Below are 14,876 nucleotides of genomic sequence, written 5' to 3'. Positions count from 1 at the left end.
TCTCCTCCCTTTAGTCGCTGTCATTTTCTTCGCGACCATTACCTTATTTCCTACGGAGTACGCCTTGCGTCTGTTTCACACCTCCGACTGGCACCTTGGGCAGAACCTGCACGGCCAGGAGCGCGATTTCGAGCACGCCTGCTTTCTTGACTGGCTGCTGCGCCAGCTGAAGCTGGACCAGCCCGATGTGCTGCTGATCGCCGGCGATATCTTTGACACGGTCAACCCGCCGGTCAAAGCCCAGGAACGCCTCTACGATTTCATCGTCAGCGCCCACGAACAGCAGCCGTTGCTGACCATCGTGATGATCGCCGGTAACCACGACTCCGGCTCACGAATCGAACTGCCCGCGCCGTTGATGCGGCGCTTGCGCACTCACGCCCTCGGTCGCGTGCTGTGGCTCAATGACGGCCAACTGGATGCCGAACGCCTGTTGCTGCCGTTGCCTGATGCCAGCGGCGAAATTGCCGCCTGGTGCCTGGCGCTGCCGTTCCTGCGCCCGGCCGAAGTGACCGGTGCGCATTTGGGCGATAACTATTTGCGTGGCATCGGCCAGGTCCATGAATGGCTGATCGAAGCGGCCAACGCCAAGCGCAAGCCGGGCCAGGCGCTGATCGCCATCAGCCATGCGCACATGGCCGGCGGTTCGGTTTCGGAGGATTCCGAACGCAGCCTGATCATTGGCAACGCCGAAGCCCTGCCCGCCAGCCTGTTCGGGCCGAGCATCAGCTATGTCGCCCTCGGGCATTTGCACAAGCCGCAGAAGGTCAACGGTGAAGAGCGCATCCGCTACTGCGGCTCGCCGATTCCCTTGTCGTTCTCCGAGATCAATTACCAGCATCAGATTCTCGACATTCAGCTCGATGGCGAAACATTGGTCAGCGTCGAACCGCGCCTGATTCCGCGCTCCGTCCACCTGCAACGCCTCGGCTCCGCGCCGTTGGCGGAGATCCTGCTGCAACTGGCCGATCTGCCCAACATCGACCTGCTCGCCGATATCCAGCGTCAGCCGTGGCTGGAAGTGCGGGTCCGTCTCGATGAACCGCAACCGGACCTGCGCCATCAAGTGGAAACGGCGTTGCAAGGCAAAGCCGTGCGACTGGTGCGGATTGCCGCCGAATACGCCGGCAACGGCAGCCGCGACGGCGTCGATGACGGCACAACCTTGATCGAACTGGATCAGCTTTCGCCCCAGGAACTGTTCAGCCGCGCCTGGCAGGACAACTACGGCAGCGAGGTCGACGAGCAAACGCTCAAGGACTTCGCCGAGCTGTTGCAAGACGTGCAGATGGAGAGCGAACAGCCATGAAGATCCTCGCGATCCGCCTGAAAAACCTCGCCTCCCTGGCCGGGCCGTTTGAAATCGACTTCACCGCTGAGCCCTTGGCCAGTGCCGGTCTGTTCGCGATTACCGGACCGACCGGTGCCGGCAAAAGCACGCTGCTCGACGCCCTGTGCCTGGCGCTGTTTGGCGCCGTGCCGCGCCTGAACAACACCGGTCGCGACGCCAAGGTTCCGGACGCCGATGGCGAAATCGGCACCGGCGACCCGCGCACCCTCCTGCGCCGCGGCACCGGCGAAGGTTATGCGGAAGTGGATTTCGTCGGCATCGACGGTCGCCGCTATCGCGCTCGCTGGGAGGCCAATCGCGCCCGGGAAAAGGCCGGCGGCAAGCTGCAAGCCAGTCGCCAGAGCCTGCGCGACATCGATCAGGATCAACTGCTGGCCAGCCAGAAAGGCGAATACAAAGCTCAGCTCGAAGCCGCACTGGGCCTGAACTTCGAACAGTTCACCCGCGCCGTCATGCTGGCTCAGAGCGAGTTCAGCGCCTTCCTCAAGGCTGATGACAACGACCGCAGCGAACTGCTGGAAAAGCTCACCGACACCGCGCTCTACACCCGTCTCGGTCGCCGCGCTTTCGACAAGACCAAAGAAGCTCGCGAAGCCCACAAGCTGTTGCAGGATCAGGCCACCGGGGTCACGCCGCTGTCGCCGGAAGCCCGGGCCGAACTCGATGAGCGTTTCAACGACGCTCAACAGCAACTGAAGACCCAGCAGGCGCAGCTCAAACAGCTGGAGTTGCAACACACCTGGCTCAAGGACCTGCGCCAGGTGCAGGACGCACAACAGAGCGCCACCGAACAACTGCACTCCGCCCAGCAACACTGGAACAGTCTGGCCGGCGAGCGCTTGAAGCTGACCCGCCTGGAGCAACTGGCGCCGCAACGGCATCAGTTCGCACGCAAGACCGAACTCACCGCTCAGCTAACCCCGCTGGCGGCGCAGATTCAGCAACACACGCAACAGCAAAGCGAGCTGACCGAGCGACAGACTCAACTCGAACAGAGCCTGAGCACCGCCCAAACGGCGCTGACCCAAGCGCAAAGCCAACACACCTCCAGCGCGCCACTGCTGCGTCAAGCCTTCGAAGAGCAAAGCGCCCTCGCCCGCCTGGTCAAGGACGCCAGCCTCAGTGCCGACCTCAAGCAGCAGGCGGAACTGGCCTGCACTCAGGGCCAGGGCACGATTCAGGGTTTGCTCGACCAACAGAAACAGGTCGCCGAACGGTTGCAGCGGATTGCCGGTGAGCTTGAGCAAAGCACCCATCTGGCGCCGTTGAGCGATGCCTGGAATGCCTACCGCGATCGCCTGCAACAGCTGATGCTGATCGGTAATCGCCTGAACAAGGGCCAGGCCGAACTGGCCGCCCTGGAGCAAAGCGCCGCCCGCGCCGCCGAGGAACTGGCCACTCAGCGCCAGAGCCTTGAGGTGCTGTACAAAGAAGCCGGCGCCGAGCCCGAAGCGGTGGCCGAGCAGATTCAGATCCTCGGCAGTCTGCTACAGGACAACCGCAAGCAACTGCGAGCCTTTGAAGAGCTGACGCGACTGTGGGCCAGCCAGCAGGAACTGGACAAGCGCGGTGCCGAGCTTCAGCAGCGGCAACTCGCCGCTCAGCAAGCTCGCGATCGTCTGACCCAGGACGGCGTGAAGACCAAGGCCGAACTGAGCGTCGCCGAACAGACCCTGACCGTCACCCGCGAACTGCTGGAGCGTCAGCGTCTGGCGCGCAGTGCCAGCGTCGAAGAACTGCGCGCGCAGTTGCAGGACGATCAGCCGTGCCCGGTTTGTGGCAGCCCGGACCATCCTTATCATCAGCCTGAAGCCTTGCTGCAAAGCCTCGGCCGGCATGATGAAAGCGAACAGGCCAACGCTCAGAAAGCCGTCGACCTGCTCAAGGAAAAACTCACCGATCTGCGCGCTGAAGTCGGCGGTTTGATTGCTCAGCAAAAGGAATTGCTGCAACAGCAAGAACAGCTCGCGGCTCAGCAACAAGGTCTGACGCCGAGCCTGGAAGCGCACCCGCTGTCCGCACAACTGTTGGCCCAGGACGCCAGCAAACGCGACGCCTGGCTAACGCAACAAAGCAGCCAGTTGAACCAGAGCATCACGCAGGACGAACAACGACAAACCGCCCTGCTCACCCTGCAACAGGATGCCGCACGCCTGGCGCAACAACTGCGCAGCGCCGAAGCAGCGAACCAACAGGCCACACAACACCTGCTCAACCAGCAACGCGAGTTGAGCAGCGATAGTAAACGCCTGGACGATGAACTGGCGGCGTTCAGCACCCTGCTCCCGGCCGACACACTCGAGGCCTTGCGCAACGAACCCGCCGCGACCTTCATGCAGCTCGACCGGCTGATCGCCCAGCGTCTGGAACAACTCGACCAGCAGCGCGATGAACTCGGCGAACAGCAACAACGCCAGCAGTCGCTGGAGAAAGAACAGGACCGTCAGCAGACTCGCATCCAGCAGCTGGACGCCGCGCAGCAGCAGTTCACGGCGCTGGCCGGACAGCAACAGGCTTGCCAGGAAAAACTGACGCAACTGCTGGGCGAACATGCCAGCGCCGAACAGTGGCAGCAGCAACTGGATCAGGCCGTCGAGCAAGCGCGCACTGCCGAAGCGACGGCCAATCAGGAATTGCAAACCGTGCGTACGCGGTTGGTGCAACTGGCCGCTGAACTCAAGGCGCAGCAGGAACGTTCGCAGGCCCTGGAAACCGAAGATCGCGAGCTGAGCGGCAAGATCGCCGACTGGCGTGCGCAGCATCCAGAGCTGGACGACGGCGGACTGGAAGATCTATTGAGCGTCGACGACCAACAGGTCAGCGAACTGCGTCAACGGTTGCAGCAGAGCGAAAAAGCCATCGAGCAAGCCAAAGTGCTGTTGCAGGAGCGCGATCAACGCTTGCTCGATCATCAGGCACAGCACAACGGCAATCTCGATGCAGAACAACTGGCCACGACGCTGGCCGAGCTGCAAAACCTGTTCGCCGCCAGCGAGCACCGCTGCGCCGAATTGCGCGCCGAACAGGCCGAGGATCAGCGTCGACAGAACGCCAATCAGGCGCTGGCGCAGCAGATCGCCGACGCCTATACCGAATACCAACGCTGGGCGCGGCTTAGTGCATTGATCGGTTCGGCCACCGGCGACACCTTCCGCAAAATCGCCCAGGCCTACAACCTCGACCTGCTGGTGCATCACGCCAACGTTCAGTTGCGACAACTGGTGCGGCGCTATCGTTTGAAACGCGGCGGCAGCATGCTCGGGTTATTGGTGATGGACACCGAGATGGGCGATGAACTGCGCTCGGTGCATTCGCTGTCCGGCGGCGAGACATTCCTGGTGTCGCTGGCGTTGGCGCTCGGTTTGGCGTCGATGGCGTCAAGCACGCTGAAAATCGAATCGCTGTTCATCGACGAAGGCTTCGGCAGCCTCGATCCGGAATCCCTGCAACTGGCCATGGACGCCCTCGACGGCCTGCAAGCTCAGGGCCGCAAGGTCGCGGTGATTTCCCACGTGCAGGAAATGCATGAACGGATTCCGGTACAGATTCAGGTCCACCGCCAAGGCAACGGCCTGAGTACGCTGGAGGTGAAATGAATACGCTGTATTCGTTCCGCCGCTGCCCCTACGCCATGCGCGCACGCATGGCGCTGCGCTATTCGGGGGGTGAGGTGCAGATCGTCGAGGTCAGCCTCAGGGCCAAACCGGCCGAAATGCTCGCACTGTCGAGCAAAGGCACGGTGCCGGTGCTGAATGTGGATGGACGGGTGATCGATGAGAGCCTGGAAATCATGCGCTGGGCATTGGCGCAGAACGATCCGCAGGACTTGTTGCTCAAGGATGATCCGCAAGGACAGCAACGCAGCGCCGCACTGATCGAAGAGAACGATCAGGTGTTCAAGGTGCACCTGAATCGCTACAAGTACGCCGAGCGTTATCCCGAGCAGCCAATGGAGTTTTACCGGTCAGAGGGCGAGGTGTTCTTGCGCAAGCTGGATGACTTGCTGGAGGGGCGCGACTACTTGCTGGCCGGGCACCCGAGCCTGGCGGATATCGCCCTGATGCCGTTCGTACGGCAATTCGCCCACGTGGATCGCGAGTGGTTCGGGCAGACGCCTTATGTGCGATTGCAGGCGTGGTTGCAGCGCTTCATCGAGTCAGACCTGTTCACATCAATAATGAAGAAATAACCGATCCCCCCCGTAGGAGCGAGGCTTGCCCGCGAAGAATCCACTGCGGTGTTCAAGTAAACCGCGTCATCGTTCTTCGCGGGCAAGCCTCAATGCCAGTCAGTTAAGCGGGAATGCGATCTGTAGCAGCTGGCGAAGCCTGCGTTCGGCTGCGAAGCAGTCGTAAAATCAGAGGTCGCGGTGTGTCAGGCAGACCGCATCAGCCGGATTCACGACTGCTACGCAGCCGAACGCAGGCTTCGCCAGCTGCTACAAAGAGTGCGTCGCGGCTGAATTTGCTTAACTGACTGGCATTAGGGCAAGCCTCGCTCCTACAGGGGGGATTGGGGATTCATGCCAATACCGAGCACATCCCCAACGCCGAGCAATCCACCTGGAACGGCCCGAAGAATTCGCCATTGGATTTGATCGGCGGATTACCCACCAGCAACCCCAAGGCCTTGGCCGTCTGAATGTTGTGGGCGATGTTGTGATTGCATTCGATGGCCCGCGCCACCGACCCCGCCGAGCCCTGCCCGATCCCCAACAAAGAAGCACCATTGGTCATGAACGCCAGGAAGGCAATGACCCAGAGTCTGCGTCCTTTCATGCCCCCACCACTCCCGCGACGTCGACGTGATCGACCGTTAAGTTTTGCGTGCGGTGTTCGAATTGAACGGCGGGATAAGCGACCTGGATCGGTGCTTGAAGGCTTTGTTGCGATTGAGCCGAAAGGCTGACGAGCAACACCATGGCCACGTAAAGACCGATCGCCAGGTAGGCGCCGTATTTGGCAGAAGTGATGATTGCGCTGGCCATGGTGTTCTCCGTGGGCATGTTTCAGTGCCCACAGAATCGATCAAAAAACAGAAGATCACTAGCGACCTTTATGCATAGTAGCTATCAGTTTTATTGATCATGAACCCAGCGTGTTTCAGTCCTCGATAAAGCTCATCAAGCGCTCACGGGCCGCATCCGGCTCGTTTGAAACGGGCTGGGCTGCCGACAGAATCGGGGTTGAATAGAGAAACAGGAGAACCACTGCCAGACGCATCGCCATGCTGTCGATCCTTATTGGGGAAGGAGTCAAAAAATCAGCGTCAAATTTAAACTCATGGCCATGTGATATCAAGCAATACATTGATAGCAATATGATGCTGTCGGAAACGCGTTATGCAGGAGCGACATCACTTCGGGGCTTTTCGGCGCTTATAGCTCGATCGGCAAGTGACTTCGCTCCTGCATAAAAGGTGCAGGGCTTACATTTCAGTGTTGGGCTTTGTGATCCAGCGCGGCGTAGAAGTTGGCGCTCTGTTGCAGGTATTTCTGGGTATAGCTTTGGGCGTGGGATTTTTTGTCGCTGATTTCAACGTTGGCGCTGGCGGGCAGTGCAACGGTGGCAGAGATTGCGGAAGCGGCGATGACAGAGAAGAGATTGAAGTTCATGGCGGTATTCCTCGATTCAGTTGGCTTGCTTGCCCGGTGGGGCCGTGAAGCAAACTTAACTCCCGAGGGTCGGCGCCTTGAAATGCTTTGTAGCATTAGCCGATATCAGTCTCATTAATAGAAGGTTGCAGGCCCCATCAACCGGGGCCTGCGGTCTATTGACGCACCAGGAACTTGAGATCGCTCGGGGCATCCATCGACAGTTTCTGCACGGTTTTACCCAACAGACCGGTCTTGGTATCGCGCTCGACGACGACAATCTGGTTGCTCTTCTGGTTGGCAATCAGCACGAACTTGCCACTCGGATCGAGGCTGAACTCGCGCGGGTGATCACCGTCCACGGAGCGACGCTGAAGCTCCTTGAGGTGCCCGGTCGCCGGGTCGATGGCGAACACCAGCAACTGATTGGTGGTGCCACGGTTGCTGACGTAAAGGAACTTGCCATCGGCCGAGGCGTGAAGCGCAGCCGCTGCCTTGCCCGATGTCGGCAGACCCGCCGCCAGATCGACCAACTGCGTTTGCTCAAGCTTGCCGTCGCGGTAATCGAACACCGCGACCTGCGCGCTCATTTCCATGGTCAGCCAAGCGTGCTTGCCATCGGCACTGAACAGCAAGTGTCGCGGCCCGCTGCCGGGTGGCAATTGGACGGACGCAGGATTGGCGGCGGTCAATGGCAGTTCCGGATTGGCCTTGGGATCGAAGCGATAGACAAAGATCTTGTCCGCCCCCAGGTCGTTGGAAAACACGTATTGGCCATCCGGGGATGAAATCACCGAATGCACATGCGCCGACTTCTGTCGCTCGGGGTTGACCCGGCTGGCCTGATGACTGCTCATCTGCACGACAGGTTTTAGCTTGCCATCGGTGCCCACCGGCAACACCGCCAAGGTGCCGCCCGGGTCTTCAGCCACCGAGTAGTTGCTGACAAACACGTGACTGGCGTCGCCGCTGACGCTCGAGTGCGTCGGCTCGTTGCCCAGGGTTTGCGCCTGACTGATCAGGCTCAATTCATGGGTCTTTGGATCAATCGCATAACTGCTGACACGCCCTACCGGATCGGCCTGCCCCGGGCCGTTTTCGTTGACCGCGAATAGGCGCTGTTGGTCCTTGGACACGGCGAGCCAGGACGGGTTGGCGCTCTTCACCACTTGCAGGGGTTTGGCGTCAATCTGCCCGGTACGGCTGTCGAAGTTCAGGCGATAAATCCCCTGGCTCTGGCCGGCGGTGTAGGAGCCCACCAGCAACTCGTAACTGTCGGCCGGTGCCGCCTGCACGCCCATCGCACCGACGCTGCCGGCCATCAACAGTGGCCAGAAGTTACGCATCCTCATTCGTTTCGTCCTCGTCGTCACCACCGCCGAATGCTTCCATGGGCACCAACCGGTGCTCGCCGGAATCGCCGGTAATGATCCAGCTCTTCAAGTCGGGATCAAACGTTGCCGCCGCGATCTGCGCCACGCTGAACTCCCAGCGCTTGAGCGCCCGACCGTCCATGCATTCGATGTGCAGGTTATCGTCTTCATCGAGAGAAAAGTCGAACGCGTGCAGCCCGTCGATCTCCAGCATGTCGCAGTGTTCGAGAGCGTTGATCAAGGTGTCGTTTACGGCAGTCATGGCAGTCAATCTTTGAATGGGAAAGAGGCAATGATAGCTCAATGTGGGTACAGACTGTGGCGAGGGGGCTTGCCCCCGTTGGGCTGCAAAGCAGCCCCAAAATCTCTGATGTACCAAAGATTTTGTGAGTGCTACGCACTCAAACGGGGGCAAGCCCCCTCGCCACAGTCCGCTCCCACAGGGATTGCGTTCAATCGTTAGAGCGCATCGCGCGATGGCTTGCCATCGACCAGGCGCTGGATGCGCAGCGGATTGCCATTCTTCAGTGCTTCCGGCAGCAGGCTGTCGGGGTAGTTCTGGAAGCACACCGGGCGCAGGAATCGGTCGATGGCCAAGGTGCCCACCGAGGTGCCGCGCGCATCGGAAGTCGCGGGGTACGGCCCGCCATGAACCATTGAGTCACAGACTTCCACGCCAGTCGGATAGCCATTGAGCAGAATCCGCCCGACCTTCTGCTCCAGCAACACCGTCAGTTCGCCGAATTGTTCGAAGTCTGCCGGCTCACCGATGATCGTTGCCGTCAGCTGCCCATGCAGGCCGTTCAACGCGGCACTGAGTTGCGCCTGATCCGCCACTTCGACGAACACCGTGGTCGGGCCGAACACTTCCTCTTGCAGCACTTCATCGCCATCGAGCAACAAGCTGACATCGGCCTTGAACAGTTGCGGTTGCGCCTGATTGCCTTGTTGCGGGTTACCCGCCAGATGCTCGATCTTCGGATGCGCGAGAAGCTTCTGCAGGCCTTTGCCGTAGCTGCTCAACGTACCGGCATTGAGCATGGTTTGCGCCGGTTGATCGCCGATCAGCCCCGCCACCTGCTGCACGAACGCACTGAACTGCGGCGAACGAATACCGATCACCAACCCCGGATTGGTACAGAACTGCCCACAACCCTGCACCACCGATGCAGTGAGGTCACGGGCGACGCTTTCAGCCCGAGCTTCCAGCGCTTGAGGCAGCACGATCACCGGGTTGATGCTCGACATCTCGGCAAATACCGGAATCGGCTGCGCACGTGCTGCGGCCATGTCGCACAGCGCACGACCACCCTTCAGCGAACCAGTAAAACCGACCGCCTGAATCGCCGGGTGCTTGACCAGCGCTTCACCCACCCCGCCGCCGTAGATCATGTTGAACACACCGGCCGGCATGGTGGTTTTCTCGGCGGCGCGGATCACGGCGTCGGCCACCCATTCAGCGGTTGCCATATGGCCACTGTGGGCCTTGAACACCACCGGGCAACCGGCGGCCAATGCCGAAGCGGTGTCGCCGCCAGCCGTTGAAAACGCCAGCGGAAAGTTACTCGCGCCAAACACCGCGACCGGCCCGAGGCCGATGCGGTATTGACGCAAATCCGGACGCGGCAATGGCGTACGTTCAGGCAGCGCGCGATCAATCCGCGCCCCATAGAAATCACCGCGTCGCAGCACCTTGGCGAACAGACGCATCTGGCCGCTGGTGCGACCACGCTCACCCTGAATACGACCGGCCGGCAATGCGGTTTCGCGACAGACCACGGCGACAAAGTCATCGCCCAGCGCGTCCAGTTCATCGGCAATCGCATCGAGGAATTGCGCACGTCGCTCAGCGCTCAGGCTGCGATAGGCCGGGTAAGCAGCGGCGGCGGCCTTCGCGGCGGCGTCGACTTCTTCAAGGGTGGCCTGATAGAAATCGTGAGGCAAAGCCTCGCCAGTGCTGGCGTCGACGCTCCGGAGTTTGACGGTGCCGGTAGCGCTGCGCTGACCGCCAATGTAGTTGTGACCAAAAATCCGGGTCATGGGTGTCTCCTTAAAGTGTGCCGACGGTGCCAGGTTCGAACGCCGCTTCAACGGGCTCAATGCCGTTGATCAAGGGCGCGCCGAACTCGGCCTGACTGATCTCGAACACATCACCCGGTTGGGTGCGGATGCCGTCAGCGAAAGACAGGGTCGCGGTGCCGAAGAAGTGAATGTGCACGTCACCGGGGCGCAGGAACTGGCTGTACTTGAAATGGTGGTACTCGAGGTTTTCCAGGCTGTGGCACATGTTCGCTTCGCCACTGAGGAATTCGTTCTGCCACAGCACTTCACCATCGCGCAGGATCCGGCTGGTGCCTGCCAGATGCTGGGGCAATTCGCCGACTCGAAGCTCCGGGCCATAACTGCAACTGCGCAATTTCGAATGGGCCAGGTAAAGGTAGTTCTTGCGCTCCATCACATGATCGGAGAACTCGTTGCCCACCGCGAAACCGAGGCGATACGGTTTGCCGTCGTGGCCGATTACATAGAGACCGCTGAGTTCAGGCTCCTCCCCGGCATCTTCGGCGAACGGCGGCAGCGGGAACGGTTTGCCCGGTCGCACAACGATGCTGCCGTCGCCCTTGTAGAACCACTCCGGTTGCACGCCAGCCTGGCCGGTCGCGGGTTTACCGCCCTCCACGCCCCACTTGAAGATGCGCATGGTGTCGGTCATGGCGGTTTCGTCGCCGGCCTGCTGATGCATTTTGTCCCGGGCCGAAGCGCTACCCAAATGGGTCAGGCCGGTGCCGCTGACCAGCATGTGCGCCGGGTCGGGGTGATCCAGCGGCGGAAGGATTTGCAGATTGGCCAGCAGCGCTGAGTAGTCGTGGCTGATGCCCAACCCCAGGGTTTGAACCTGCTGCTCAAGATTGACCCCCGCCTCGATCGCCGCCAGCGCCAGATCCCGCACCGAGCGCGCATCCTGCACTTCGCACACCAGACCGTCCTCGACCACGCCGACACGGCGCTCGCCGTTACTCAATTCGAACTGAACTAAACGCATGATTTTCTCCTGTTAACGCAAAACTTCAAAACAACGCAGGCCCCTGTGGGAGCGGGCTTGCCCGCGATGACGGCGGCACATTCACCATTGAGGTGCCAGGCAGATTGCTATCGCGGGCAAGTCGAATCGTCGCACCGCCGCTCCCACAGGGTCGGTGGTGATTGCCTATTTCGTGTCAGGTGCGGGTAGCACCGCGAGCGCTAGCCGCAAACTCATCGGCCGGCAGCACATGCTTACGCTCCAGCAGCCGATAAACCACACCCGTCAGCACCAGGCCGAACACCATCACGCAGGACAGGAAGTACAACCCCGACGCCAGATTGCCCGTGTATTCCTTCAGCGCACCGATCACAAACGGACCGATGTAGCCGCCGAGGTTGCCCACCGAGTTGATCAACGCGATCCCCGCCGCCGCACTGGCACCGGCGAAGAAGCGACCCGGCAAGGTCCAGAACACCGCGGTGCAGGAAAACAGCGCGAACGCCACCAGGCACAGCGCCGCCAATTGCAGCACCGGCACCGTCAGCCAGGCGCTGAGGAACAGACCGATGGCGCCCAACACATACAGCACCGCCAGATGACCGTAGCGATCATTCAAGCGATCGGAACTGCGCGGAATAATCAGCAAACCGATGATCCCGAAGATGTACGGCACCGACGACACGAACCCGGTCACCAGGTCAGTGCCACCGAACTGCTTGATCAACGTCGGCAACCACAAACCGAGACCGTAGATGCTCAGGGTCACCGGCAGATAGAACAGCGCCAGCAGCAACACGCGTTTGTCCTTCAGCGCATGCAGCGGATTGCCGTGGCGGGTCTGGCCGTACACCTCCAGGTCTTTTTTCAGTTCGCCGGTCAGCCAGTCTTTCTCAGACTGGTCCATCCATTTCACCTGTTGCGGGCCATCCGGCAGGTAACGCAGCACTGGCCAGGTCAGCAGGATCGCGGGTGTACCGATGACGATGAACAGCCACTGCCAACCGTGCAGCCCAAGAATGCCGTCCATGCCCAGCAAGCCGCCGGACACCGGGCCGGTGATCATCATCGCGATGGGTTGGGAAAGGATGAACAACCCGAGGATCTTGCCGCGATGGCGGATCGGGAACCATTGGGTGATGTAGTACAGAACGCCCGGGAAGAACCCGGCTTCGGCCGCACCGAGCAGAAAGCGCATCACATAGAAGCTGTTCGGTCCCTGGACGAACGCCATGCCGATGGTGATGGCACCCCAGGTGACCATGATCCGCGCGAACCAGCGCCGGGCGCCGAAGCGGTCGAGCATCAGGTTGCTGGGGATTTCCAGCAGGAAGTAGCCAATGAAGAACAGCCCGGCACCCAAGCCATAAGCCGCGTCACCCAGGCCGATGTCGGCGCCCATGTGCAGCTTGGCGAAACCGACCGCGGAGCGATCCACATAGGCGATCAGGTACAGCAGGATCAGGAAGGGAATCAGTTTCAGCGTGATGCGACGAATAAGCCGCAGTTCCTGGCTCATGAGTTCGGTCTCCGATTGTTGTTGTTATAGAACCTCGGGGGACGCCTCTCGCAGAAAACCACCAGGGCCATCCCTCCGTTGAAAACGACTATATAGTAATACTATTTAACCAACAACACTTCCAAACAGCCGAAATAGCGCTTATGTTACGCCGTAGCTCGAACAATATAGTCATACAATAAGAGAACCGATCATGTCTGATAAGAAACCCACCCTGCGCTCCGCCCAATGGTTTGGCACCGCCGACAAGAACGGCTTCATGTACCGCAGCTGGATGAAGAATCAGGGCATCGCCGACCATCAGTTCCACGGCAAGCCGATCATCGGCATCTGCAACACCTGGTCGGAACTGACCCCGTGCAACGCGCATTTCCGGCAGATCGCCGAGCACGTCAAGCGTGGGGTGATCGAAGCCGGCGGTTTTCCAGTGGAATTCCCGGTGTTCTCCAACGGCGAATCGAACCTGCGCCCCACCGCGATGCTCACCCGCAACCTGGCAAGCATGGACGTCGAGGAAGCGATTCGCGGTAACCCGATCGATGGCGTGGTACTGCTCACCGGCTGCGACAAAACCACCCCGGCGCTGCTGATGGGCGCAGCCAGTTGCGACGTGCCGGCCATCGTCGTCACCGGTGGACCGATGCTCAACGGCAAGCACAAGGGCCAGGACATCGGCTCGGGCACGGTGGTCTGGCAGCTCAGCGAACAGGTCAAGGCGGGTACCATCACCATCGATGATTTCCTCGCAGCCGAGGGCGGCATGTCACGCTCGGCCGGTACCTGCAACACCATGGGCACGGCCTCCACCATGGCCTGCATGGCCGAAGCACTCGGCACTTCCCTGCCCCACAACGCGGCGATTCCAGCGGTCGATGCACGCCGTTATGTGTTGGCGCACATGTCGGGCATGCGCGCGGTGGAAATGGTGCGTGAAGATTTGAAACTGTCGAAGATCCTCACCAAGGAAGCCTTCGAAAACGCCATTCGGGTGAACGCCGCCATCGGCGGTTCGACCAACGCGGTGATCCACTTGAAAGCCATCGCCGGGCGCATCGGTGTCGAGCTGGACCTGGATGACTGGACCCGCATCGGTCGCGGCATGCCGACCATCGTCGACCTGCAACCCTCCGGGCGCTTCCTGATGGAAGAGTTCTACTACGCCGGCGGCTTGCCCGCGGTGCTGCGTCGCCTCGGCGAAGCGAACCTGATTCCGAACCCGAATGCCCTCACTGTCAACGGCAAAACCATCGGTGAAAACACCAAGGACGCGCCGATTTACGGCCAGGACGAAGTGATCCGCACCCTCGACAACCCGATCCGCGCCGACGGCGGCATCTGTGTGTTGCGCGGCAATCTGGCACCACTCGGTGCGGTGCTCAAACCTTCCGCCGCGAGTGTCGAATTGATGCAACACCGTGGCCGTGCGGTGGTGTTCGAAAACTTCGACATGTACAAGGCGCGGATCAACGATCCGGAACTGGATGTAGATGCCAATTCAATTCTGGTGATGAAAAACTGCGGTCCGAAGGGTTATCCGGGCATGGCCGAAGTCGGCAACATGGGATTACCGGCCAAGCTGCTGGCCCAGGGCGTGACCGACATGGTGCGGATTTCCGATGCACGCATGAGCGGCACCGCTTACGGCACTGTTGTTCTGCATGTGGCACCGGAAGCTGCGGCCGGCGGACCATTGGCGACAGTGAAGGAAGGCGACTGGATCGAGCTTGATTGCGCCAACGGGCGTTTGCACCTGGACATTCCGGATGCAGAGCTGGCAGCGCGCATGGCGGATCTGCAGCCGCCACAGCAATTGATCGTGGGCGGTTATCGTCAGTTGTATATCGATCACGTGCTGCAGGCGGATCAGGGTTGCGACTTCGACTTCCTGGTCGGTTGCCGAGGGGCCGAGGTGCCGCGCCACTCTCACTAATCACCACAACCCCTGTGGGAGCGGGCTTGCCCGCGATAGCGGTGGATCAGTCGCCATCAATGTTAAACGTGATGGCCCCATCGCGGGC

Annotated in this window: 13 protein-coding genes; 4 read left to right on the top strand and 9 right to left on the bottom strand. The window is 60.7% G+C overall.

Features of this window, described 5'->3' with window-relative positions; genetic code table 11:
- The first annotated feature begins 64 nt into the window (after positions 1-64).
- Genes KGB18_RS06315 through KGB18_RS06305 form a run of 3 tightly spaced genes read left to right on the top strand, consistent with a single transcriptional unit; the run spans position 65 to position 5,540 of the window.
- Complete coding sequence (locus tag KGB18_RS06315) at positions 65-1,309, top strand: exonuclease SbcCD subunit D C-terminal domain-containing protein (protein WP_223569544.1); 1,245 nt, start codon at positions 65-67, stop codon at positions 1,307-1,309.
- Positions 1,306-4,947 carry an AAA family ATPase gene (locus tag KGB18_RS06310; RefSeq protein WP_123722981.1) on the top strand — a complete coding sequence of 1,214 codons (3,642 nt, stop codon included), beginning with the start codon at positions 1,306-1,308 and terminating at the stop codon, positions 4,945-4,947. Before KGB18_RS06315 ends, KGB18_RS06310 begins: the two co-directional genes overlap by 4 nt.
- Positions 4,944-5,540, top strand: coding sequence for a glutathione S-transferase (locus tag KGB18_RS06305; RefSeq protein ID WP_123722982.1), 597 nt, complete (start codon positions 4,944-4,946; stop codon positions 5,538-5,540). The genes KGB18_RS06310 and KGB18_RS06305 overlap by 4 nt, the downstream gene beginning before the upstream one ends.
- A gap of 331 nt (positions 5,541-5,871) precedes the next feature.
- On the opposite strand, the gene KGB18_RS06300 is transcribed toward KGB18_RS06305, so the two are convergent.
- From KGB18_RS06300 to KGB18_RS06265, 9 genes are all read right to left on the bottom strand, one after another.
- The gene (locus tag KGB18_RS06300) at positions 5,872-6,129 is read right to left on the bottom strand and encodes a hypothetical protein (protein ID WP_123722983.1); all 258 of its coding nucleotides are present in this window, start codon (positions 6,127-6,129) and stop codon (positions 5,872-5,874) included.
- Positions 6,126-6,338, bottom strand: coding sequence for a hypothetical protein (locus tag KGB18_RS06295; RefSeq protein WP_123722984.1), 213 nt, complete (start codon positions 6,336-6,338; stop codon positions 6,126-6,128). Before KGB18_RS06295 ends, KGB18_RS06300 begins: the two co-directional genes overlap by 4 nt.
- Positions 6,339-6,453: 115 nt before the next feature.
- Positions 6,454-6,579 carry a hypothetical protein gene (locus KGB18_RS29845; RefSeq protein WP_261984319.1) on the bottom strand — a complete coding sequence of 42 codons (126 nt, stop codon included), beginning with the start codon at positions 6,577-6,579 and terminating at the stop codon, positions 6,454-6,456.
- Positions 6,580-6,785: 206 nt separating this feature from the next.
- Complete coding sequence (locus KGB18_RS06290; protein ID WP_095194921.1) at positions 6,786-6,965, bottom strand: hypothetical protein; 180 nt, start codon at positions 6,963-6,965, stop codon at positions 6,786-6,788.
- 155 nt (positions 6,966-7,120) lie between these two features.
- Positions 7,121-8,290 (bottom strand): lactonase family protein, encoded by a 1,170-nt coding sequence (locus KGB18_RS06285; protein ID WP_187326502.1) that lies wholly within the window; start codon positions 8,288-8,290, stop codon positions 7,121-7,123.
- The gene (locus KGB18_RS06280) at positions 8,283-8,579 is read right to left on the bottom strand and encodes a DUF5629 family protein (protein WP_038984082.1); all 297 of its coding nucleotides are present in this window, start codon (positions 8,577-8,579) and stop codon (positions 8,283-8,285) included. Before KGB18_RS06280 ends, KGB18_RS06285 begins: the two co-directional genes overlap by 8 nt.
- Before the next feature lie 197 nt (positions 8,580-8,776).
- Complete coding sequence (locus KGB18_RS06275; RefSeq protein ID WP_123722986.1) at positions 8,777-10,357, bottom strand: aldehyde dehydrogenase (NADP(+)); 1,581 nt, start codon at positions 10,355-10,357, stop codon at positions 8,777-8,779.
- 10 nt (positions 10,358-10,367) lie between these two features.
- Positions 10,368-11,360: an AraD1 family protein gene (araD1, locus tag KGB18_RS06270; RefSeq protein ID WP_123722987.1), complete on the bottom strand. Its 993-nt coding sequence runs from the start codon at positions 11,358-11,360 to the stop codon at positions 10,368-10,370.
- Positions 11,361-11,535: 175 nt separating this feature from the next.
- A complete protein-coding gene (locus tag KGB18_RS06265) occupies positions 11,536-12,858 on the bottom strand; it encodes an MFS transporter (RefSeq protein ID WP_123722988.1) in 1,323 nt (440 codons plus the stop codon).
- Between the two features lie 193 nt (positions 12,859-13,051).
- Between KGB18_RS06265 and KGB18_RS06260 the strand changes: the two genes are divergently transcribed.
- Positions 13,052-14,788 (top strand): IlvD/Edd family dehydratase, encoded by a 1,737-nt coding sequence (locus KGB18_RS06260; protein WP_123722989.1) that lies wholly within the window; start codon positions 13,052-13,054, stop codon positions 14,786-14,788.
- Positions 14,789-14,876: the final 88 nt, after the last annotated feature.

This window comes from Pseudomonas sp. BF-R-26 (genome assembly GCF_019947395.1).
GTDB lineage: Bacteria > Pseudomonadota > Gammaproteobacteria > Pseudomonadales > Pseudomonadaceae > Aquipseudomonas > Aquipseudomonas farris.
This window is presented reverse-complemented; position numbering and strand designations above follow the sequence as displayed.